The sequence below is a fragment of the Rhizobium sp. AN68 genome, assembly GCF_030758035.1.
In the GTDB taxonomy this organism is placed as follows: domain Bacteria; phylum Pseudomonadota; class Alphaproteobacteria; order Rhizobiales; family Rhizobiaceae; genus Agrobacterium; species Agrobacterium tumefaciens.
This window is the reverse complement of the sequence record NZ_JARWMI010000003.1, coordinates 1,121,297-1,142,432: the sequence shown is the minus strand read 5'-3', so window position 1 is coordinate 1,142,432 and position 21,136 is coordinate 1,121,297. Positions and strand designations below refer to the sequence as shown.

General features: G+C 57.5%; 20 protein-coding genes and 3 tRNA genes. 6 read left to right on the top strand and 17 right to left on the bottom strand.

What is annotated here, in order from left to right; translation table 11 throughout:
* Positions 1-14: 14 nt before the first annotated feature.
* The 9 genes from RBH71_RS18655 to RBH71_RS18615 all read right to left on the bottom strand — a co-directional run bounded on the left by RBH71_RS18655 (position 15) and on the right by RBH71_RS18615 (position 4,493).
* Entirely contained in the window at positions 15-275 is a 261-nt protein-coding gene (locus RBH71_RS18655) for a hypothetical protein (protein WP_003512670.1), read from the bottom strand.
* Positions 275-1,465 carry an NADH-quinone oxidoreductase subunit D gene (locus tag RBH71_RS18650; RefSeq protein WP_003512668.1) on the bottom strand — a complete coding sequence of 397 codons (1,191 nt, stop codon included), beginning with the start codon at positions 1,463-1,465 and terminating at the stop codon, positions 275-277. Before RBH71_RS18650 ends, RBH71_RS18655 begins: the two co-directional genes overlap by 1 nt.
* 1 nt (position 1,466) lies before the next feature.
* Positions 1,467-1,895 (bottom strand): GFA family protein, encoded by a 429-nt coding sequence (locus RBH71_RS18645; protein ID WP_003512658.1) that lies wholly within the window; start codon positions 1,893-1,895, stop codon positions 1,467-1,469.
* Entirely contained in the window at positions 1,892-2,494 is a 603-nt protein-coding gene (locus RBH71_RS18640) for an NADH-quinone oxidoreductase subunit C (RefSeq protein ID WP_003512657.1), read from the bottom strand. Before RBH71_RS18640 ends, RBH71_RS18645 begins: the two co-directional genes overlap by 4 nt.
* 21 nt (positions 2,495-2,515) lie before the next feature.
* Positions 2,516-3,100 (bottom strand): NuoB/complex I 20 kDa subunit family protein, encoded by a 585-nt coding sequence (locus RBH71_RS18635; RefSeq protein ID WP_003512655.1) that lies wholly within the window; start codon positions 3,098-3,100, stop codon positions 2,516-2,518.
* Entirely contained in the window at positions 3,091-3,456 is a 366-nt protein-coding gene (locus RBH71_RS18630) for an NADH-quinone oxidoreductase subunit A (RefSeq protein ID WP_003512653.1), read from the bottom strand. The genes RBH71_RS18635 and RBH71_RS18630 overlap by 10 nt, the downstream gene beginning before the upstream one ends.
* A 435-nt stretch (positions 3,457-3,891) precedes the next feature.
* Positions 3,892-3,968: transfer RNA gene (locus tag RBH71_RS18625), tRNA-Asp, on the bottom strand.
* Between the two features lie 41 nt (positions 3,969-4,009).
* A tRNA-Asp gene (locus RBH71_RS18620) sits at positions 4,010-4,086 on the bottom strand.
* Positions 4,087-4,175: 89 nt separating this feature from the next.
* Complete coding sequence (locus RBH71_RS18615) at positions 4,176-4,493, bottom strand: hypothetical protein (RefSeq protein WP_323687442.1); 318 nt, start codon at positions 4,491-4,493, stop codon at positions 4,176-4,178.
* A 41-nt stretch (positions 4,494-4,534) separates the two neighbouring features.
* Here RBH71_RS18615 and RBH71_RS18610 point away from each other — a divergent pair.
* Together RBH71_RS18610 and RBH71_RS18605 are read left to right on the top strand one after the other, a co-directional pair.
* Positions 4,535-4,610, top strand: a tRNA-Val gene (locus tag RBH71_RS18610).
* Positions 4,611-4,921: 311 nt separating this feature from the next.
* Positions 4,922-5,062, top strand: a complete 141-nt coding sequence (locus tag RBH71_RS18605) for a hypothetical protein (RefSeq protein WP_003512649.1) — start codon at positions 4,922-4,924, stop codon at positions 5,060-5,062.
* Between the two features lie 208 nt (positions 5,063-5,270).
* Here the strand turns inward: RBH71_RS18605 and RBH71_RS18600 are convergent, their stop codons facing one another.
* The 5 genes from RBH71_RS18600 to clpP form a co-directional block, all read right to left on the bottom strand.
* Positions 5,271-7,469 (bottom strand): esterase-like activity of phytase family protein, encoded by a 2,199-nt coding sequence (locus RBH71_RS18600; RefSeq protein ID WP_003512647.1) that lies wholly within the window; start codon positions 7,467-7,469, stop codon positions 5,271-5,273.
* Positions 7,470-7,827: 358 nt separating this feature from the next.
* Entirely contained in the window at positions 7,828-8,103 is a 276-nt protein-coding gene (hupB, locus tag RBH71_RS18595) for a DNA-binding protein HupB (protein WP_003496481.1), read from the bottom strand.
* Positions 8,104-8,391: 288 nt separating this feature from the next.
* Positions 8,392-10,809 carry an endopeptidase La gene (gene lon / locus RBH71_RS18590; RefSeq protein WP_003512645.1) on the bottom strand — a complete coding sequence of 806 codons (2,418 nt, stop codon included), beginning with the start codon at positions 10,807-10,809 and terminating at the stop codon, positions 8,392-8,394.
* 412 nt (positions 10,810-11,221) lie between these two features.
* Positions 11,222-12,499 carry an ATP-dependent Clp protease ATP-binding subunit ClpX gene (gene clpX, locus RBH71_RS18585; protein ID WP_323687441.1) on the bottom strand — a complete coding sequence of 426 codons (1,278 nt, stop codon included), beginning with the start codon at positions 12,497-12,499 and terminating at the stop codon, positions 11,222-11,224.
* A gap of 291 nt (positions 12,500-12,790) precedes the next feature.
* The gene (gene clpP / locus RBH71_RS18580; RefSeq protein WP_003496491.1) at positions 12,791-13,423 is read right to left on the bottom strand and encodes an ATP-dependent Clp endopeptidase proteolytic subunit ClpP; all 633 of its coding nucleotides are present in this window, start codon (positions 13,421-13,423) and stop codon (positions 12,791-12,793) included.
* Between the two features lie 455 nt (positions 13,424-13,878).
* On the opposite strand from clpP, the gene RBH71_RS18575 reads away from it, so the two are divergent.
* Together RBH71_RS18575 and RBH71_RS18570 are read left to right on the top strand one after the other, a co-directional pair.
* The gene (locus RBH71_RS18575) at positions 13,879-15,126 is read left to right on the top strand and encodes a sensor domain-containing diguanylate cyclase (RefSeq protein ID WP_003512643.1); all 1,248 of its coding nucleotides are present in this window, start codon (positions 13,879-13,881) and stop codon (positions 15,124-15,126) included.
* An 85-nt stretch (positions 15,127-15,211) separates the two neighbouring features.
* Positions 15,212-16,465: a cytochrome P450 gene (locus RBH71_RS18570; protein ID WP_003512642.1), complete on the top strand. Its 1,254-nt coding sequence runs from the start codon at positions 15,212-15,214 to the stop codon at positions 16,463-16,465.
* A 58-nt stretch (positions 16,466-16,523) separates the two neighbouring features.
* Here RBH71_RS18570 and RBH71_RS18565 read toward each other — a convergent pair whose 3' ends face one another.
* The 3 genes from RBH71_RS18565 to RBH71_RS18555 form a co-directional block, all read right to left on the bottom strand.
* Positions 16,524-16,892, bottom strand: coding sequence for a cupin domain-containing protein (locus RBH71_RS18565; RefSeq protein WP_003512641.1), 369 nt, complete (start codon positions 16,890-16,892; stop codon positions 16,524-16,526).
* Positions 16,893-16,907: 15 nt separating this feature from the next.
* Positions 16,908-18,191, bottom strand: coding sequence for an O-acetylhomoserine aminocarboxypropyltransferase (locus RBH71_RS18560; RefSeq protein WP_003512640.1), 1,284 nt, complete (start codon positions 18,189-18,191; stop codon positions 16,908-16,910).
* Between the two features lie 73 nt (positions 18,192-18,264).
* Positions 18,265-18,699, bottom strand: coding sequence for a CoA-binding protein (locus RBH71_RS18555; protein ID WP_003512639.1), 435 nt, complete (start codon positions 18,697-18,699; stop codon positions 18,265-18,267).
* An 884-nt stretch (positions 18,700-19,583) separates the two neighbouring features.
* On the opposite strand from RBH71_RS18555, the gene RBH71_RS18550 reads away from it, so the two are divergent.
* Together RBH71_RS18550 and rplM are read left to right on the top strand one after the other, a co-directional pair.
* Positions 19,584-20,420 carry an EamA family transporter gene (locus RBH71_RS18550; protein WP_003512635.1) on the top strand — a complete coding sequence of 279 codons (837 nt, stop codon included), beginning with the start codon at positions 19,584-19,586 and terminating at the stop codon, positions 20,418-20,420.
* 249 nt (positions 20,421-20,669) lie between these two features.
* Positions 20,670-21,134, top strand: a complete 465-nt coding sequence (rplM, locus tag RBH71_RS18545; RefSeq protein WP_003512633.1) for a 50S ribosomal protein L13 — start codon at positions 20,670-20,672, stop codon at positions 21,132-21,134.
* Positions 21,135-21,136 lie beyond the last annotated feature (2 nt).

Genomic DNA, 21,136 nt, shown 5'->3' with positions numbered 1-21,136 from the left:
TTCCTCACGCCTTTTCAGTTTAACGTCTCACAACGCGATCTCGCCACCGTGACGAATTCGCAGGCATAAGCCGCCTTGTCTTTCTGCATGAACACGATGAACTTGCTGCCATTGGGAACCGAGGCCTTGATCTCATATCCCGAAGACAGAAGCTGCTTGATGGTGGAACCGCCGCTGCTTGATAGCGATACGCCCCCCTCGTCCGTCGCGGTCTGGGCGAGAACGGAGGTCGACATCGAAGCAAGAAAAGCCAAGATGGCCAGCGGCAGACGCATCAGCGGTCGACCTCCCCGAACACGATGTCGAGGGAGCCGAGCACGGCTGTAACGTCGGCAAGCTGATGGCCCTTGCACAGGAAATCCATCGCCTGCAAATGTGCATAACCCGGCGCGCGGATCTTGCAGCGGTAGGGCTTGTTCGAACCATCGGCGACCACGTAGACGCCGAACTCGCCCTTTGGCGCTTCGACGGCGGCGTAAACTTCGCCGGCGGGAACGTGATAGCCTTCGGTATAGAGCTTGAAGTGATGGATAAGAGCTTCCATCGAACGCTTCATCTCGCCGCGCTTGGGCGGAACCACCTTGCCATCCAGCGAGGAGACCGGACCGATGCGGTGCTTGCCGGAGAGAAGATCGACGCACTGCTTCATGATCTTCACCGATTCGCGCATTTCCTGCATGCGGATCAGGTAACGGTCATAGCAGTCGCCGTTCTTGCCGACGGGGATATCGAACTCCAGATCGGAATAGCACTCGTAGGGCTGCGCGCGACGCAAATCCCAGGCAGCACCCGAACCGCGCACCATGACGCCCGTGAAACCCCAGGCGAAGGCGTCTTCAAGCGAGACGACGCCGATATCGACGTTACGCTGCTTGTAGATGCGGTTGTCGGTCAACAGGCCTTCGATATTGTCGAGAACGGTAATGAAGGGATCGCACCATTTGCCGATGTCTTCCACCAGCTCCGGCGGCAGATCCTGATGCACGCCGCCCGGACGAACATAGGCCGAGTGCATGCGGGCGCCACAGGCGCGCTCGTAGAACACCATCAGCTTTTCACGTTCCTCGAAGCCCCAGACCGGCGGCGTCATTGCGCCGACGTCCATGGCCTGAGTCGTCACGTTCATGATGTGCGACAGGATGCGGCCGATTTCCGAATAAAGCACGCGGATCAGCTGGCCGCGCATCGGGATTTCGAGACCCAGCAGCTTTTCGACGGCGAGCGCGAAAGCGTGTTCCTGGTTCATCGGCGCGACGTAGTCGAGACGGTCGAAATAAGGCACCGCCTGAAGGTAGGTCTTGGTCTCGATCAGCTTTTCGGTGCCGCGATGCAGAAGACCGATATGCGGATCGACGCGCTCGACGATTTCGCCGTCCAGTTCCAGAACCAGGCGCAGCACACCGTGCGCGGAAGGGTGTTCCGGACCGAAGTTGATCGTGAAATTGCGGACGTTATGCTCAGTCATTCTAGTGCTCCGCCGAGGTGATCATGGCGATGAATTCGGGGCCGGTCATATTCTGCGTGGTTTGCGCGAAAGAATAGCTCGAGGGCTTCTCATCCGTGAAAATCTGCGACGCAAAATGGAAACTGGAAGGGTTGTCGAAAGCCTGCAACGAGACGGCAAAATGCTTGCCATCCTTGGAGCGCCACATCAGCGTGCTGCCGCAATTCCTGCAGAAGCAGCGCTCGCCCCATTCCGACGAGGTATAAACACCGAAATGTTCCTCGTTCTCGATGGCCACGTCAGCGCATTCGACAGCCAGAAATGTTCCGCCGGACCAGCGGCGGCACATCGAGCAATGGCAAACGCCGAATTCGCGGGCGCCGATGCTGGCATTGAAGCCAACGGCGCCGCAAAGACATTGTCCGTGCTCTGTCGCGGGGGCTTCGCTCATTGCTTGGCCTTTTCATCACCCGGGAGAACATAGTCAGTCCCCTCCCAGGGAGAGAGGAAATCGAAATTGCGGAATTCCTGCTTCAGTTCGACCGGTTCATAGAGAACCCGCTTCAGAACGTCATCGTAGCGTACTTCCACAAAGCCGGTAACCGGAAAATCCTTGCGCAGCGGATGACCTTCGAAACCGTAATCGGTGAGGATTCGGCGAAGATCCGCATGGCCTTCGAAAGGAATGCCGTACATATCCCAGGCTTCGCGCTCGAACCAGTCTGCACCCATGTAAACGGAGGTTGCCGAGGGAACGCCCTCGTCTTCCGCCACCTGCAGCTTGATGCGCACGCGCAGATTCTGGCGCGGCGACAAGAGGTGATAGACAACGTCGAAACGCTTCTCGCGCTGCGGCCAGTCGACGCCGCAAATATCGATGATGTTGACGAAACCGCACTGCACATCGTCACGCAGGAACGTCAAAAGCGCGATAACGCTTTCCGTCGTCGTGTTCAGCGTCAGCTCGCCATAGGCGATATCGGCCGAAACCACGAGGGAACCACGCGCTTCCTTAACGTAAGCAGCAAGATCGTTTAGAGCTTCGCTCATTCCTTAATCCGTCCTTTGCCCTTAGCGCTCGATCGTACCGGTACGCCGGATCTTCTTCTGCAGCAGAAGCACGCCGTAAAGCAGCGCCTCCGCCGTGGGGGGACAGCCCGGAACGTAGATATCCACCGGGACGACTCGGTCGCAGCCGCGCACGACGGCGTAGGAATAATGGTAATAGCCGCCGCCATTGGCGCAGGAGCCCATGGAGATGACATAACGCGGCTCGGGCATCTGGTCATAGACCTTGCGCAGTGCCGGCGCCATCTTGTTGGTCAGCGTTCCCGCGACGATCATCACGTCCGACTGGCGCGGCGAGGCGCGCGGGGCGACACCGAAGCGCTCCATGTCGTAACGCGGGCCGGAAGCCTGCATCAGACCCTCGACGGCGCAGCAGGCAAGACCGAACTGCATCCACATCAGGGAGCCGGTACGCGCCCAAGTGATCAGCTCGTCGGTCGAGGTGACGAGAAAGCCCTTGTCGGCCAGCTCGTCGTTGATTTCCGTGAAGTAGGCATCGTTGCTGCCGACAGGCTTGCCGGTCGCGGGATCGATGATCCCCTTCGGCTGCGGTGCAACGAGCGTGCTGTTGTTCTGGCTCATGCCCATTCCAGCGCTCCCTTCTTCCACTCATAGATAAAGCCGATGGTGAGAACGGCGAGGAACACCATCATAGACCAGAAACCGAACCAGCCCATGTCACCGAAGGACACAGCCCAGGGGAACAGGAAGGCGACTTCCAGGTCGAAGATGATGAAGAGAATGGACACCAGATAAAACCGGATATCGAACTTCATGCGGGCGTCGTCGAAGGCATTGAAACCGCACTCGAAAGCGGAGAGCTTTTCCGGGTCCGGCGCCTTATAAGCGACAGCGAAAGGCGCGATGAGAAGCGCCAGGCCAATGACAAGAGCGATACCGATAAAGATTGCGATCGGAATATAGGAACTGAGGAGTTCAGTCATGGTCTCTTCCCTGTCCGGCCGGGTGCCGGACCTGCCTTTGCGACTGAAAGTCTAAAGGCGCACAAATATGTTGCAACGCCAAAGTGGTTAGCGCAGCCGCGCTCTCTCTGCAAGAGTTTAGGCACCATTTCAAGACACCTGCCGCATTGATTGGCAACAATATTGCCGGAATTGACGCAAATTTGGGCCACAATTCCGGGCTAAGCCCCTCAAATACAATAATAATCGATTGAACGACGCAACCGCAAAAAAGTCACACGAATTTTACGTCAAAATGACAGCGAAGTGACGATCTCTCGATATCGAAACTTGAGTAAAAACAGCAGGAAAAACCGCGCTCGCGAATGCCGGAAACAGGCGCTGAAATCGCCATTGCCGATATAGCAGGACGATGCCTGCTTGCTTCGTTTGGGAGTGTCATTTCGGTGAAAGAAATGGCGCGAGTGACGGGGCTCGAACCCGCGACCTCCGGCGTGACAGGCCGGCACTCTAACCGACTGAGCTACACCCGCGCTCCACAGACATTCGTCTGCGTTTTTTCCGAGGAACAGGATGGCGCGAGTGACGGGGCTCGAACCCGCGACCTCCGGCGTGACAGGCCGGCACTCTAACCAACTGAGCTACACCCGCTTATCCTGACCGACAAGACCTTAGTCTCGCCGTACGAACCAGCCTCGGCTGTTCGTTGAGCGGCTAACTACGGCGTTCGTGCGGGGGTGTCAAGCAGGTTTCACGACAAAAGAATAAGCTTCTTCATTTTGATCGGAAAAAACTGAAAGGCCTTTGACCGGCATTGCAGCGAATGCCTTGTTTTCCGGGCTTTTCCCAACAAAAACAAAAAACTTGTCCACAGCCGGGGCGTCCGTAACGCGATTCCAGCATACCGCCAAAGGTAACGGCCGGGCTTTGTTTTTATCGAAAAGCCCGCAGTTCCCGGCTTTTTGCCGATCACCTCTGCCAGTGGGCAAAGCTGTCCGGAAAAAAAAACAAAAAAACTTCACAAAAGCCCTTGCGGTTTTTTTCCGATCCGAATACATCACGGCCACCGACGCGGCAGACACGATCTGCAAGACGCGAAGGGCGATTAGCTCAGTTGGTAGAGCGCCTCGTTTACACCGAGGATGTCGGGAGTTCGAGTCTCTCATCGCCCACCATTTTCCGGCTTCTTCAAGTTGTGCGCATTACCAAGCCGAAGCTCTTTCGGATGTCGGTGCGTTTTACCGTCAACTTCCTGCATCGGGAATCACGGCCCCTGCCCCCGATTCTGTAGACGGCCGCGGCCTTGGGCTGGTGGAGCGGCTTTTCCGGCATGAGTTTATGCCAGATCGGCACTCCTGTTCCACATTCATACAGGCCGGCTCCAATAGGTGTGCCACCCCGCAACATACCGAAAAATAAGCAGATTCAGACTTTTTAAAGAGATTTCATGCATTGTTTTCGAGCCGTTTCATGATGAACGGTATAAATGATGGATGAAACCATGTCGGTCGACGCGTTTGTAACACTCGCGCTTATTGCGCTGCCTGTTTATATTTTTTTCCGTTGGGTCCAGCAGGACTCGGAAAAAGACAGCACTCCCAAAAGCAAGAATTCCATGGGGCGGTGATCTCTAGCGATCTGGTCCACTGCACATTCATGGAAGTCCTCCGGATAACACCCTCGATTATGCGATAGCGACGCGACCATGCCGGTTTTAACGGCTGGTATGCGACTCATCGTGGGGAATCGGCATTCCCCAGATCGGGGTTTCTTCCGCCGCACAAAAAAGCCGGGCTATGCCCGGCTTTTCTCATTTGCGATTCTATTCGGACCGATCAGTTGATCGCCTTCAGATCGACGGTAAAGAACAGCGTTTCGCCGGAAGATCCGTCGACGCCGTCATTGTCAGTGACGACATAGGCCGTTCCTGCCTTGTCGAAGGTGAAGCCTTCCAGCTTGTCAACGGTATAGCCATTCGTCTGGGCCTTGAGGTCCGGCAGGAAATCATGTGCTTCCTGCTTGGCCACCAGCGGCAGTTCGCCACCGATCTTGCCCGGCTTCAGGTCAGCGATCGCGACGCGGTAAAGCTTCTTGATCTTTGCCTTGTCACCGACCTGATTGTCGCGCTCGACGATATAGACATAGTCGCCCTGTGCGGTGATTTCAGAAAGGCCGACCCAGCCTGCCTCGGTCTTGTCGAGCGGGTAACGCACGGCTCCCCATTCCTTGGACTTCGGATTGTAGGAGACGAGTTTGACGAAACCCTTCTCGTCCGTGCCCCATTCGCGCTGTACGGCCATCCACAGCGTCGCGTCGTCGCCCTTGCCGATCATGGTCACGCCTTCGAAACCGAAGCGGGTTTCGCCAGCCAGCAGTTCCTTCGGCAGAGCGATCTCAGCCTTGATCTCGCCCTTGGCGCTGACATTGTAGAGTGCGTGGGGCACGAGCTTGGCACTGTCGCCCTCCGAGGCCAGCCAGAAGCCGCCCTTACCGTCAAGCGTAATGCCTTCGATGTCGAGTTTCTGGGCTGCGATACCGTCGCGCTTGATGCGCAGGGCGCTGGTGATGGTGGCGGGCTTCTTCGTTGCGTCGATGGTGTAGATCGACGGCTGGTTTCCATAGACCGAGTCGGACACGGCATAGAGGATGCCAGGCTTTTCAGCATCGCCCACCAGACCGGAGAGAGCGCCCCAGCCGATCGGTGCGCCATCAACGGTGGCGGAAGCGAGCTGCGGGTAGGCAATCTGGCCTTCTGCGCGTTCATAGATCATGACATGCGAGCGAGCGCCGCCATCTTCAACGAGATCGGCTTCGTTGGCAGTGACGAGAAGATTGCGCGACGGAATGGCGACGGCACCTTCAGGCGAAATGCCAGAGGGCAGAAGCTGGACCAGTTCCGGTGTGCCGCCCGTATCCTTGTAGACCGCAGCGAGAGACGCGCGCTCGGCAAGAACGAAGAAGTACTTCTGGCCATCGAAGGTTGCCGCCTCCAGACCTTCCGGCTCGATGCCCTTGGCCTTGGAGCGCTTTTCCGGATAGTGGCCGATGCTGGCGGCAGCGTGCTCAAGGGTGGCACCGGCTTCATAAAGAAGCTTGCCGGTCTTGTCGAAAATGGTGAAGCCGCGCGCGCCGCCCTGCCAGTCACCCTCATTGGCGATGACGATGCGGTCATTGTCCAGCCACTTCACGGCATCTGGCTCACGCTTGCGGCCTTCCTGCTTGTCGGTGAACTTGATCTGGCCGTCCGTCTTCGTGTCGACGCCTTCCAGATCAACCGTGCCGGCGGAGAAATGCGTCTTTACCGTACCGGTCTTGCCGTCGATGATGACGATGTGGTTGTTTTCCTGCAGCGTGAGCGCGATCTCGCCATTGGCATTGATCGAGACGAATTCCGGCTCCGGATCTTCCGGGGAGATTTCGGCAAGGCCGGTCACGTCGATTTTCTTCAGCGTCGCGCAGTCAGCAACACCGTTCTTCAGACCGACCGTCACCAGATAACCGGCCGGCATCTGTGGCAGGGCGCCTTCGTTCACCTCTTCATCGCGTTCGTTTTCGATCGCGATAGCGGCGAAGGTCTTGTCCGGGGAAATTGCGACAGAATCTGGCTGGCCGCCGAGGTCGCAGCTCGCTTCAATCTTCTTGGTGGCGATATCGACCGTCACCAGCTTGCCGGACGGCTTGGCGCGGTTTTCGGACGTGTTGACACCGGCCAGAACCTTGGCGCCAGCAACGGCAACCGAGGTCGGTTCGCCTTCCAGCAGCAACGCGCCGCCAGCCTTGGGTGCCTTCGCGTCGGTGATGTCAACGAATCCAATGCCGCCAAGCGGGCTGTCCGAATAGATCAGCGTCTTGCCGTCTTCGCTGGCGGTTACGATTTCAGCTGAAGTGACGGCCTTCGCGTCCTTGTCCGCTGGCAGGTTCTTTACGACCGGGAAAGATGCGATGCGGTTGAAAACCGGCTCGGCAGCAGCCGGAAAGGCCGCGGACGTGAGCAGAGCAGCAGTCAAAGCCATCTGAGAAAGTCGGAACGCCATTATAAATCCCCCTTGGATCCAAAAAAACACCCTATGGCTTCTGCGTCAGAGACATGACAGCGGCATGACATTTCCTGCCGGAGGAATCAAAAAGCCCGACCATGAAGGCCGGGCTTTCCTGTTCGTGCGCACATTCCGCGTATCAGAGCGCCGTGTGACCGGATGGAGGCTACACAGGCGCGCTCTCCTACTTTCAAGTACATCTTGCCGGTTCGAAAAAAGGGCTATCCGAAAAATCATTTCGAAAAGCCGCCCGGTTTACGTGCCGGCATGATGGCGTCAGGGCGTCAAAACATGTTTCCTCGTGAACCTGAAAAGCCGCCCGCCCGCCGCCGGACGTCACGGCCTTTCGGAAACCTTACGAGTTGACGGCGTCCTTCAGGCCCTTGCCTGCGGAAAACTTCGGTACGTTGCGAGCCGGGATATCGACTTCAGCACCCGTGGAAGGGTTACGACCCTTGGAGGCTTCACGACGGCTTACGGAGAAGCTGCCGAAGCCAGCGAGACGGATGTCGCCACCGCTCTTCAGTTCGTTCTGTACGGTTTCGAATACGGCATCAACAGCGGAAGCAGCATCTGCCTTCGTGAGACCAGCCTTTTCGGCAACAGCAGAGACGAGCTCGTTCTTGTTCATGTTTCCACCCCTTTCAATGGTTTGAAACGACTCAAATTAAGCCGGCGCAGAATACGTCTGTATCCGCGCGCAGCAACTCAAAAGCGCTGGAATCGCCTGAAAAACAAGGGGTCTGCGGGGTTTTTCACAAAAAAGGCCGACATTTCTGCCGGCCTTTCCCTTAAACGTGCCAATTTCGCACCAGTTCTGCGAGCATCAAAGAAGCATCGCGCCTTTCGGCATCTAACACATTGAATCTATGCACAGGTGTCGCGAAAAGCGATTCTGGCTTTCACAACGACGTGGCAATCAATGTGCGATCGTCTGTCCGCCCTCGTCGACACCGTCGACAGTTGCGATAACAGGCGTTTCGATGCTGCCGTCCCACTCGATTGGCTCGGGCATGCGAAGCAGCGCGTGCTTGATGACCTCACCCATGCGAGACACCGGGATGATCTCCATCTCGTTCTTCACATTATCAGGAATATCCGCCAGGTCCTTGGCGTTTTCTTCCGGGATGAGCACCTTCTTGATACCGCCGCGAAGCGCCGCAAGCAGCTTTTCCTTCAGGCCGCCGATCGGCAGCACGCGACCACGAAGCGTGATCTCACCCGTCATCGCCACATCCTTAGAGACCGGGATACCGGTCATGATGGAGACAATGGCGGTTGCCATGGCAACACCGGCAGACGGTCCATCCTTCGGGGTAGCCCCTTCCGGAACGTGAACGTGGATGTCGCTCTTGTCGAAACGCGGCGGTTCGATGCCGAAGTCCACGGCGCGCGAGCGGACATAGGATGCCGCTGCCGAAATGGATTCCTTCATCACTTCCTTGAGGTTGCCGGTGACCGTCATGCGGCCCTTGCCCGGCATCATCACGCCTTCGATGGTGAGCAACTCACCGCCAACTTCCGTCCATGCCAGACCGGTGACGACACCAACCTGATCCTCACGCTCGGCCTCGCCGTGGCGGAACCGCGGAACGCCCAGATAATCCGGGACATTGGCTGCGGTGACTTCCACGGACTTGACCTTGCCCTTGATGATCTCGGTCACGGCCTTTCGCGCAAGCTTCATCAACTCGCGCTCGAAGCTGCGCACGCCCGCCTCGCGGGTGTACTGCTGGATCACGATCATCAGAGCGTCATCGCTGACCGAGAACTCTTCCGGACGCAGGGCATGTTCCTTGATCGCCTTCGGCAGCAGGTGACGCTTGGCGATTTCGCGCTTTTCGTCCTCCGTGTAACCGGCGATGCGGATCACTTCCATACGGTCCATCAGGGGACCTGGAATATTCAGCGTGTTGGCCGTGGTCACGAACATCACGTCGGACAGGTCGTATTCCACTTCAAGATAGTGGTCCATGAAGGTGGAGTTCTGTTCCGGATCGAGCACCTCCAGCAGTGCGGAAGACGGATCGCCACGGAAATCCATGCCCATCTTGTCGATCTCGTCGAGCAGGAAGAGCGGATTGGACTTCTTGGCCTTCTTCATCGACTGAACGATCTTGCCCGGCATGGAGCCGATATAGGTACGGCGGTGACCGCGGATTTCCGCCTCATCACGCACACCACCCAGCGCCATACGCACATATTCGCGGCCGGTCGCCTTGGCGATCGACTTGGCGAGCGAAGTCTTGCCGACGCCGGGAGGACCGACGAGGCACAGGATCGGGCCACGGATCTTCGAAGCGCGAGCCTGCACGGCCAGATATTCAACGATGCGTTCCTTGACCTTGTCCAGACCGAAATGATCCTGATCGAGGACCGCCTCGGCGCTGTTGAGATCAACCTTGACCTTCGACTTCTTGCCCCAGGGCAGGCTGAGCAGCCAGTCCAGATAGTTGCGCACGACAGTCGCTTCCGCAGACATCGGGCTCATCTGGCGAAGCTTCTTCATTTCCGCCTCGGCCTTATCCTTGGCCTCCTTGGAAAGCTTGGTCTTGGCAATGCGCTCTTCCAGTTCGGCCATCTCGTCACGGCCGTCCTCGCCGTCGCCGAGCTCCTTCTGGATCGCCTTCATCTGTTCGTTCAGATAATATTCGCGCTGCGTCTTCTCCATCTGGCGCTTGACGCGCGAGCGGATACGCTTCTCGACCTGAAGCACGGAAATTTCGCCTTCCATGAAGCCGAGCGCTTTTTCAAGCCGCTGCTTCACGCTGACGGTTTCCAGCATTTCCTGCTTTTCGGTGATCTTGATCGACAGGTGCGAAGCAACCGTGTCGGCCAGCTTCGAATAATCGTCGATCTGGCCGGCAGCGCCGACAACCTCGGGCGAAATCTTCTTGTTGAGCTTCACATAGCTCTCGAACTCCGAAACGACGGAACGCGACAGCGCCTCGATCTCAACCGGGTCTTCCGCAGGCTCCTGCAGCGGCGTCGCAGACGCTTCGTAGAAATCCTCGCGGTCGGTATAGGCCTCGATCTGGGCGCGGCCCTTGCCTTCCACAAGCACCTTCACGGTGCCGTCGGGCAGCTTCAGAAGCTGGAGAACGTTAGCGACCGTGCCGACCTTGTGGATGGCTTCCGGGGACGGATCGTCATCGCTGGCGTTGATCTGGGTAACAAGCATGATCTGCTTGTCCGAGCCCATGACCTCTTCGAGAGCGCGAATGGATTTTTCCCGCCCGACGAACAGGGGAACGATCATATGCGGGAAAACGACAATGTCGCGCAGGGGAAGTACCGGATAGATACCGCCGGATGCCGCAGACGTGATGTTCGTCATATCATTTCCTTTCATGGTCCCTTTCAGGACACTTTGCCTGACGTCTTGGGGCGTCCGGCATATTCATTTCTCGAGACTGAAAGTGGAGTTTCGGAACGCCGATTTCAAGTCACCGGAAGAGACGACCCCGCGCAACGGCACGGCCGTAAAATTCAAACAAATACAGCGCCGGCTATTACTCCCGACATTTCCGGTTATCCCACAGGATCAGGAACCGGGTCGCCGACGGTAATTCACATTTCCGTCATATCGCGCTGCAAATCAGTTTTAAGACTTTATCAGCAAAGCGCAATCCGCTCCAAACGCAAAATCGGGTTACTCCAAGTTAGCGGCAAGTTTCGCACCTGCCACAACAGAAAAGGCCCGCACGAGTGCGGGCCTTTTGAATTCATCAAAGCGTCGGATCGGTCAATCAAGCCGAAACATTGGCCTTCTCTTCCTGACGATCCGCATAGATGTAGAGCGGGCGAGCGATGCCGCTGACGACATCGTTGGAGATCACCACTTCGCGCACGCCTTCCAACGTCGGCAGTTCGAACATGGTATCCAGAAGGATCTTTTCCATGATCGAGCGCAAACCGCGGGCACCCGTCTTGCGGGTATTCGCCCGGCGGGCAATCTCGCGCAACGCGTCCTCGTGGAAGGTCAGTTCCACATCTTCCATCTCGAACAGACGCTGATACTGCTTGACCAGCGCGTTCTTCGGCTCGGACAGGATCTGGATCAGCGCATCCTCGTCAAGGTCCTCCAGCGTAGCCAGAACCGGCAGACGGCCGATGAATTCCGGAATAAGACCGAATTTCACCAGATCTTCCGGCTCCAGTTCGCGAAGCACCTCGCCAACGCGGCGATCGTCTTCCGCCTTGACGGTCGCACCGAAGCCAATCGAGGTCTTTTCGCCCCTGGCCGAGATGATCTTGTCCAGGCCGGCAAACGCGCCGCCGCAGATGAACAGGATGTTGGTCGTATCCACCTGCAGGAATTCCTGCTGCGGATGCTTACGGCCGCCCTGCGGCGGAACGGAAGCGACCGTGCCTTCCATGATCTTCAGAAGCGCCTGCTGAACGCCCTCGCCCGACACGTCACGCGTGATGGACGGGTTATCCGACTTGCGGGAGATCTTGTCGACTTCGTCGATATAGACGATGCCGCGCTGGGCGCGCTCGACATTGTAATCCGCAGCCTGCAACAGCTTCAGGATGATGTTTTCCACGTCCTCGCCGACATAACCGGCTTCGGTCAGCGTCGTTGCGTCTGCCATTGTGAAGGGAACGTCGATGATGCGGGCGAGCGTCTGGGCAAGATAGGTCTTGCCGCAACCCGTCGGACCGACGAGCATGATGTTCGACTTCGCAAGCTCGACATCGCCATTCTTGGAGGCGTGCGCGAGGCGCTTGTAATGGTTGTGAACGGCCACCGACAGGATCTTTTTCGCCTGCTTCTGGCCGATGACGTATTCGTCGAGGATCTTGATGATGTCCTGCGGGGTGGGAACACCCTCGCGCGACTTCACCATCGACGTCTTGTTCTCCTCGCGGATGATGTCCATGCACAATTCGACGCATTCATCGCAGATGAATACCGTCGGTCCGGCAATGAGTTTCCGGACTTCGTGCTGGCTCTTGCCGCAGAATGAACAATAGAGTGTATTCTTAGAGTCGCCGCCGTTGCTGCCGCTGACTTTGCTCATATCACTTTCCTTCCAGCACGCCGCAGGTCCGCTAAACGGATCGCGGTCAACTTACCGCCCGCCGATACGGCCGCCCTTGGGTGCATCGCCGTATCCGCCTCGTTTCCCGGGGTACTAACCGGTATCAGATACATGAGCTGACAACCGGCTGCAACGAATTCCCCATCAAACCAAAGGCCACGTCATAAAAATTCAACACAGCCTTTATATATACTAATATCGCTTTCTGTTGCGGTTGAAAGCCCCGAAATTACTTTGCGGGGTTAAACAACCGTCAAAAAGCGTCGCGCCTTAATTCGCGGCGGCGCCTTCCATTTCCTGGCGCGAGGTGAGGATCTTGTCGATCACACCCCAGTCCTTGGCCTCGTCGGCATCCATGAAGTGGTCGCGATCAAGGGTTTTTTCAACCTCTTCCAGCGTACGGCCGGTGTGCTTCACGTAGACTTCATTAAGGCGACGCTTCATTTTGATGATGTCGCGGGCGTGACGCTCGATATCCGAAGCCTGCCCCTGGAAGCCGCCGGAGGGCTGATGCACCATGATGCGGGCGTTCGGAGTTGCGAAACGCATTCCCTTTTCGCCAGCGGCCAGAAGCAGCGAGCCCATGGATGCGGCCTGGCCGACGCAAAGCGTCGAAACGGCAGGGCGGATGAACTGCATCGTATCGTAGATCGCCATGCCGGCGGTCACGACGCCACCCGGCGAATTGATGTAGAGCGCGATTTCCTTCTTCGGGTTTTCAGCCTCGAGGAAAAGCAGCTGCGCGCAGACGAGCGAGGCCATCTGGTCTTCCACCGGTCCGGTGAGGAAAATGATGCGTTCCTTGAGAAGACGGGAAAATATGTCATAGGAGCGTTCGCCGCGATTGGTCTGCTCTACGACCATCGGCACCAGAGCCATGGCGGTATCAACTGGATTTTTCATGTCCGTCCTTTGTCAAACTCTGCCCTTCGCGGAAAACCGCTCCGGAATCACTTCTAACCTTCGTTCTCCCTACATAGAGTGTCCCTGCCCGGTACTTCAAGACACGAAGCCGCATATCCTTAACGGCTCAACAGCGTTTACGGGCGTTTTCCACCCGCGGGGTAACGGCTATGGACAAGCCGATGCCAACCGGACCATTCTCTGTCGCACTCATTATTTTTTAACAGGAGCAAACCGCAAACGCAAAAACCGGTGTGTTGCCCAGATATAACTTCTCACTGGCAAGAACTCGTTAGGTATTTGCGGCTGATACTACGACCGCGAATTTCCGGTTTCCCGTCAGGGGGCGGGAGCCTCTTTTGAGGCGAAATGGCATCTCCACCAATTCGGCGGGCATTGCGCACATCGTGCCGCGAACCGCTTTTACGGCATGATAGCGCAGATAGGATTTTGCAATGCTGGATGCAAAGACGGGCATGCTGCTTTGGGCGTCGGAAACGCTGACCCTTGCCCTGCTGCTGGGAACCCTGTGGCTGCACCGCCCTGCCCGCCGGCACAATATCTATTTCGCCGCCGGTTTTGCCGCCACGAGCGCCGGCACGGTGATGGTGGCGCTGCGCGGCGATATTCCCAACTTCCTGTCGATCGAAGTCGGCAATACGCTTGCCCTTTCGGCCTTCAGTTTCTGGCTCGCCGGTCTCCTGTCCTTCGAACGGCGCAAGACCGCCGGCTGGATCGCCATTCCGCCGCTGTTATGGGTGGCGGGCATGCTGATCGGCCCCGTACGCGAAAACATGGTCCCGCGCATCCTGCTCTATCACATCTGTGCCGCCACCGGTTATTTCATGCTGGCCGGCATTCTTCTGGTCAGCAAGGCACGCTCGTCATTCAGCCGCAAGGTGCTGGCGGCCACCTTCATCTTGCAGGCATTTTGCGGCGCGCTCGTGGCGTCCATCGTCATTCCCGTCAACGCCGCCGCCCCCAACGCCATTCCGCTGACGGCAGCGCTCGCCTTTTCAGGCATTCTCGGCTTTACCATCATCGTCATGATGAGCGCCAAGATTATCATGGAAGACACGGAAACCCGCCTGCACCGGCTGGCCATGACCGACCACCTGACCGGCGTCCTCAACCGGCGAGGGCTGCTTGAAGAGTTCGAACACATCAAAAAAAGGTCGCCCGGCTCCAGCCGTTACGTGGCGCTGGCGCTGTTCGACATCGACCATTTCAAGAAGATCAACGACAAATACGGCCATCAGTCGGGAGACGCGGTGCTTGTGCATTTTTGCAATATGGCGCAGCGGATCATCGGTGAGCGCGGCCTGTTCGTCAGGATGGGCGGAGAAGAATTCGCGCTCGTCGCCGAAGTGGAAAGCCCCTCCAGCACCGTGACGCTTGCGGAAGCCATCCGCAGCAACCTGCGCCTTTCGAAGATCAGCGCACGCGGCGAAAACATCGAGGTCACGACCAGCGTCGGCATATCCGAAGCCATGATCAAGGATGCGGATCTGAGCGTGATGATGACGGAGGCCGACCGCGCGCTTTACGCGGCCAAGAAGGCCGGCCGCAACCGGACCGTGATCCACGTCAATTCAGCCAATGTTGTCGTCCCCTCTCCGGACCGGAACGAAAACCCGATGGACAACAATGCCAACCGGCAGGTTGCGGCGCTGAACCGGATAGCGGCCATCGCCAACCGGTGACAAAGTAACCACACAGTGACATGCGGATAAACACATGGAACGGCATTTTCACGCCCTTCCCAAAGTGCGGCGCGCGGAATAAACCATGGACATGACAGCGACATTTCCCTTTCTCAAAATCGATCCCGCCACGCGTCGTGTTTCACTCGATGCACGCAATCCGGCTTTCTACAACGACCCGAACCCGGTCTACGCTGCCCTGCATGCCCAATGTCCCACTTTCTATTGGGAAGAGCAGCGGCAGTGGTTTTTCACCGAATACGACCATGTCAGCGCCCTCCTGCGCGACCGCCGGTTCGGACGGCAGATCCTGCATGTTGCGAGCCGCGAGGAGATCGGTCTGGCAGAGCCGCTCGAGCATGTGAAGCATTTCGACGCCGCAGAGCAGCACTCGCTTCTGGAGCTGGAGCCGCCGGAACACACACGGCTGCGCACCCTCATCAACCGCGCTTTCGTTTCGCGGCATGTCGACAAGATGAAGCCGGAAATCGAGGAACTCGCCAACCGGCTGATCGACGCCTTTGAAGGAAACGGCGAGACGGAACTGCTCTCTTCCTATGCCGATATCATCCCGGTCACGATGATCGCGCGCATGATCGGCATTCCCGAGGAAATGGGGCCGCAGCTTCTGAAATGGTCACATGCCTATGTCGGCATGTACATGTTCAAGCGCACGCCCGAGGACGAGCTTCTGGCCGACAGGGCCGCACATGAGTTTTCAGACTATGTGCGCAGTGTGATCGCGGAGCGCCGGGCAGAGCCGAAAGACGATCTGCTGAGCCACATGATCCATACGGAGCACAAGGGCCAGTATCTGACCGACGACGAGCTGATCTCGACCACCATCGTTCTGTTGAACGCCGGGCACGAGGCGACGGTGCACCAGATCGGCAATTCCGTGCGCATCATTCTGGAAAGCGGCATCTCGCCCGACACACTTTTCCACGACGAGACGGTAACGGAACGCACGGTGGAAGAAACGCTGCGTATCTGCGCGCCCGTCCATATTTTCCAGCGCTGGGTTCTGGAGCCGGTCGAGATCGACGGCGTGGAATTCAAACGCGGCGACAAGGTCAGCCTCATTCTGGCGGCCGCCAATCTCGATCCGGCCAAGTTTTCCGATCCCCTGGCATTCAGGCCGGACCGAAACGAAGGCGCCAACGTCTCCTTCGGCGCCGGCATCCATTTCTGCATTGGCGCGCCGCTGGCAAGACTGGAGCTGAACCTAGCCTTGCCTCTGCTTTTCAAGCGACTGCCGGGCCTGAAGATTGCCGAGCCACCCAAGGTCAAGGACGTCTATCACTTCCATGGTCTGGAACGGCTCGATCTCAGCTGGTGACAGCCACGCCGGGAACAACCTTTATCCCGGCGGTGGACCAATAGAAATCATCCGGCTCCTACAACCGGATGACATAATCCTTGCGGGTCGTTTCGACGACCTCCCAGGTTCCCTTGAAGCCCGGCCGCAGGACCAGCCTGTCGCCCGGTTTCAGGTCGCGCGGGGATCCGCCATCCTCCGTCAGGATCGAGTGACCCTCGAGAATGTTAAAATATTCCCATTCGTCATAGACCACCCGCCATTTGCCGGGCGTCGACTGCCAGATGCCGGCATAGATGCCACCGGGCGCTTCCTCCAGATTCCACGTGGTGAATTTGGGGTCGCCGGAAATCAGCCTTTCCGGTGCGGGTGCACTGTGCTCCACCTCCGCCTCGACATCACTGGCCGTAGCGGTTCGTGTATCTTCGAATGCGAGAAAATTCGTCATGACGACCCCGGTCTCTCAGAGCTTCGCAAGCGATTGTTCGAGATCGGCGATGATGTCCTTGACATCCTCGATGCCGATCGAGAGGCGCACCACATCCGGTCCGGCACCCGCCGCCGTCTGCTGTTCCGGTGTCAGCTGCGCATGTGTCGTGGAAGCCGGGTGGATGACGAGAGAGCGTGTATCGCCGATATTGGCGAGATGGGAGAAGAGTTGCAGACCTTCCACCAGCGCCTTGCCGGCGGCATAACCGCCCTTGATGCCGAAGGTGAAGACGGAACCAGCGCCCTTTGGCGAATAATGCTGCTGGATTGCGTAGTTGTCGCTGTCCTCCAGCCCGGCATAATGCACCCAGCCCACCTTGGGGTGCGCTTTCAGCCATTTGGCGACGGCCAGCGCATTGTCGGAGTGGCGCTGAACGCGCAGCGGCAGGGTCTCTATGCCCGTGAGGATGAGGAAGGCATTGAAGGGTGAGATCGCAGGGCCGAGATCGCGTAAGCCAAGAACGCGGCAGGCAATCGCGAAGGCGAAATTGCCGAAGGTCTGGTGCAGCACGACGCCGGAATATTCTGGGCGGGGCTGCGACAGCGACGGATATTTATCCGTGGCCGACCAGTCGAAAGTGCCGCCATCGACGATGATGCCACCCATGGAATTGCCATGGCCGCCGAGGAATTTCGTCAACGAATGCAATACGATATCCGCGCCATGTTCCAGCGGCCGCAACAAATAGGGGCTTGCCATGGTGTTGTCGACGATGAGCGGCAGGCCGTGACGATGAGCGACATCGGCAATCGCGGCGATATCCACGAATGTGCCGCCCGGGTTGGCCAGGCTTTCGATGAAGATCGCGCGTGTGCGGTCGTCGATCTGCCGTTCGAAAGTGGCCGGATCAGCCGCATCGGCCCAGCGCACCTGCCAGTCGAAACCCTTGAAGGCGTGGCCGAACTGGTTGATGGAGCCGCCATAAAGCTGGCGTGCCGCGACGAAATTGTCGCCGTGTTGCAGCAATGTGTGGAAGACCAGCAATTGCGCGGCGTGACCGGATGCAACGGCAAGTGCCGCCGTGCCGCCTTCAAGCGCTGCGACACGCTCCTCCAGAACCGCCTGGGTTGGGTTCATGATGCGCGTGTAGATATTGCCGAACTCTTTTAATCCGAACAGCGCGGCGGCGTGATCGGCGTCACGGAAGGCATAGGCCGTTGTCTGGTAGATCGGCGTCGCGCGCGCACCGGTGGTCGGATCGGGCTGTGCGCCCGCGTGCACGGCCAACGTTGAGAACCCGGGATTGCTGCTCGGCATGATGTTTCCTCCAATGATATTTTGGAGGGATCATAATGCCTTGCCGCCAAATGATAAGTCCAATCCGTACCAACTATCGCACAATATTGAGACGCGGATACTCAATTGCGGGGCAACGGTCCATCACCACGTTCATGCCGTAGGCCTCGGCCTTGGCCGCCGCATTGTCGTCTCTGACCGAAAGCTGGCCCCAGATCACCGATGGCCGCTGCGGCAGCAATATCGCCTCTTCGACAATTGCCGACAAATATTCCGGCGCCCGGAACACATCGACCATATCAACGGGCTCGGGAATGTCGGCAAGCCGCGCATACACTTTTTGCCCCAATATCTCCTTGCCCGCCTGACCGGGATTGACCGGAAACACGCGGTAACCCTTGGACAGCAGAAAGCACATGACGCCGTGGCTCGGCCGATCCGGATTGGGAGAGGCGCCAAGCAGGGCGATGGTCCTGACATCCGTCAGAATTTTTCTGAGGTAATCCGGTTCATAGGTATCATGCTGCATGTCAACTTTTCCCTCTGCCATATCGCGCGGTTCAAGGACCTCAAGCGCCGGCTCGACGCTCAATGGCCCAGCGAGAATTGCCTCTCCCGCATAAATCCGCGGACGAGCTTTTCGCACCGCTTTTTTGCGGCCGCTTTCCTAGATCTAGGAACCCTCATCCTTCTCTTGAACCCCTGCTCGAATGAAAATATTGAACAAGCCGGGCTCGTGATGTCACGAAAGTATACCTAGGTTCGCGCAAAATGATTTCACAAAAACACCTTAAGCGGCGTTGTGCTGAGTATTTTTATCCAGTTTTTCAAAAGCATACATTTCGATGAACATTTGCTGAAACAACATTTGCGTGCATCTTATGCGCCCTTCGTCTCCTGTTTGTTTTCATTCCGTTCACCGATGCATTAGGCGTATCTAATTTTCAGAAAGTTATTCTGTAAATCAAGTTATAGGTAAAACTGTAACGTTGTAGCCGGCCATTCAGTAATGAATTGAAACTTCTTTTCATTTTTAGCCTGCATGTGCTCGCTTGATTGATACAGTTTCATCTTCTGGATATGGGCAATTTCGAGCAGGAATAATCGCCGCAATCGGTCGCATTTTTGCGAAAAACACGTTCCACAGCAAAACCATAAGCTGTGCATCCGGCATAGGCGCGTATGTCCTGCTGATGAAATCGTGAGCACGGCCGTATATCGCCTCTCGCACAGTTACCCACTCCATCCCGCAACACGCACAAACCCGAAACTTGACACGCGTCATAATCCGCAAAGAAGCAACCGCTTACGACAGGAGGATTTGCGTCTCCCACAGCCACCACGGAAAATGGATTCCGGTTTTCAAGCCGATGCTGTAGGTTGCCTAGAATAGCCCATGAGCGAGTCTCTATCGTGACATTTGACATTCTAATTCTGGTGCTTCTGGGCGCGATATTGCATGCCGGATGGAATGCGCTGGTAAAATCCGGATCCGACAAGTCGCTGGACGCCTCGCTGATCGCGGCGGGCGCCGCAGCTTGTTCTTTACCCTTCCTGCCCTTCCTGCCGTTTCCTGCGCCGGTGGCCATTCCCTTTCTCATCGCCTCGGCCGTTCTGCAATTTGCCTATTTCCGGCTAGTCGCCGCCGCCTATACGATCGGCGATATCGGCCTCGTCTATCCCGTCATGCGTGGCGTGGCGCCGCTGATCGTCGCAGCGACGAGCAGCCTTTTTCTCAGCGAGATTTTAAGCCCGCTTGCGCTTGCCGGGATTGCCATCATTTCCGGCGGCATCCTGACGCTTGCCTTCGAGGCGCGGCGCGGCGGCGGAAAGGCGATCATTGTCGCGCTCATCAACGCCTTCGTAATTGCATCCTACACCTTCGTTGATGGTGTCGGCGCAAGGCTTTCCGGCAATGCGATTTCCTATACGCTGTGGATGTCGCTTCTGCCGCCCGTACTCCTCTTTGGTTTCGCATTTTACCAGCGCGGCGTAAGCGCGGTTACGCAGCATGTGCAGCGAAACTGGTGGCGCGGCCTGATCGGCGGCGGCGGCTCCATCCTCTCCTACGGGCTGGCGCTCTACGCCATGACCAAGGCCCCCGTCGCCGTCGTCGCGGCGCTGCGCGAAACCTCAATTCTGTTTGCGCTGGTGATCTCCGTCGTCATCCTCAAAGAACGCGCCAGCGTCTGGCGTTATCTCGCTGGCGGCATCATCGCAGCGGGTGTTCTGGTCATGCGGCTGGGATGAAACAGGTAAATCTATGGGGTAAAATAATACCACATAAACAAACCGTTGTTTTTATTGATTTATTTTTACGGTCAGCAAAATCCGTCATATTGACGCTTCATCCAGCACACCGTATAAGCGCGCCAGATCGGATTCCAAAGGGAATATGGTCATTTGTGGTCGCCTTCGGGTGACCAAACCAAGCAACAAGAAACGCCCGTATGCTCTTACTTAAAGAGCATGACGGGTCCACGTTAGAAAGTGAAATCCATGTCTACTTTCGTTCAGAAGCCTGCTGAGGTGGAGAAGAAGTGGGTCATCATCGACGCCGAAGGCCTCGTTGTTGGTCGCCTCGCCACCATCATTGCAACCCGCCTGCGCGGCAAGCACAAGGCCACCTACACCCCCCACGTCGATGATGGCGACAACGTCATCGTCATCAACGCGGAAAAGATTGCCTTCACCGGCAACAAGTACGCCGACAAGAAGTACTACTGGCACACCGGTCACCCGGGTGGCATCAAGGAGCGTACGGCTCGCCAGATCATCGAAGGTCGCTTCCCGGAGCGCGTCGTTGAAAAGGCCGTCGAGCGCATGATCCCGCGCGGCCCGCTCGGCCGTCGTCAGATGAAGAACCTGCGCGTTTACGCCGGCTCGAACCACCCGCACGAAGCACAGCAGCCCGTCGTTCTCGACGTAGCCGTGCTCAACAAGAAGAACGTAAGGAGCGCCTGATA

Coding starts and splice junctions, on each gene's coding strand:
- RBH71_RS18655 (WP_003512670.1), bottom strand. CDS start 275: ATGCGTCTGCCGCTGGCCATCTTGGCTTTTCTTGCTTCGATGTCGACC.
- RBH71_RS18650 (WP_003512668.1), bottom strand. CDS start 1,465: ATGACTGAGCATAACGTCCGCAATTTCACGATCAACTTCGGTCCGGAA.
- RBH71_RS18645 (WP_003512658.1), bottom strand. CDS start 1,895: ATGAGCGAAGCCCCCGCGACAGAGCACGGACAATGTCTTTGCGGCGCC.
- RBH71_RS18640 (WP_003512657.1), bottom strand. CDS start 2,494: ATGAGCGAAGCTCTAAACGATCTTGCTGCTTACGTTAAGGAAGCGCGT.
- RBH71_RS18635 (WP_003512655.1), bottom strand. CDS start 3,100: ATGGGCATGAGCCAGAACAACAGCACGCTCGTTGCACCGCAGCCGAAG.
- RBH71_RS18630 (WP_003512653.1), bottom strand. CDS start 3,456: ATGACTGAACTCCTCAGTTCCTATATTCCGATCGCAATCTTTATCGGT.
- RBH71_RS18615 (WP_323687442.1), bottom strand. CDS start 4,493: ATGTATTCGGATCGGAAAAAAACCGCAAGGGCTTTTGTGAAGTTTTTT.
- RBH71_RS18605 (WP_003512649.1), top strand. CDS start 4,922: ATGATGGATGAAACCATGTCGGTCGACGCGTTTGTAACACTCGCGCTT.
- RBH71_RS18600 (WP_003512647.1), bottom strand. CDS start 7,469: ATGGCGTTCCGACTTTCTCAGATGGCTTTGACTGCTGCTCTGCTCACG.
- hupB (WP_003496481.1), bottom strand. CDS start 8,103: ATGAACAAGAACGAGCTCGTCTCTGCTGTTGCCGAAAAGGCTGGTCTC.
- lon (WP_003512645.1), bottom strand. CDS start 10,809: ATGACGAACATCACGTCTGCGGCATCCGGCGGTATCTATCCGGTACTT.
- clpX (WP_323687441.1), bottom strand. CDS start 12,499: ATGAGCAAAGTCAGCGGCAGCAACGGCGGCGACTCTAAGAATACACTC.
- clpP (WP_003496491.1), bottom strand. CDS start 13,423: ATGAAAAATCCAGTTGATACCGCCATGGCTCTGGTGCCGATGGTCGTA.
- RBH71_RS18575 (WP_003512643.1), top strand. CDS start 13,879: ATGCTGGATGCAAAGACGGGCATGCTGCTTTGGGCGTCGGAAACGCTG.
- RBH71_RS18570 (WP_003512642.1), top strand. CDS start 15,212: ATGGACATGACAGCGACATTTCCCTTTCTCAAAATCGATCCCGCCACG.
- RBH71_RS18565 (WP_003512641.1), bottom strand. CDS start 16,892: ATGACGAATTTTCTCGCATTCGAAGATACACGAACCGCTACGGCCAGT.
- RBH71_RS18560 (WP_003512640.1), bottom strand. CDS start 18,191: ATGCCGAGCAGCAATCCCGGGTTCTCAACGTTGGCCGTGCACGCGGGC.
- RBH71_RS18555 (WP_003512639.1), bottom strand. CDS start 18,699: ATGCAGCATGATACCTATGAACCGGATTACCTCAGAAAAATTCTGACG.
- rplM (WP_003512633.1), top strand. CDS start 20,670: ATGTCTACTTTCGTTCAGAAGCCTGCTGAGGTGGAGAAGAAGTGGGTC.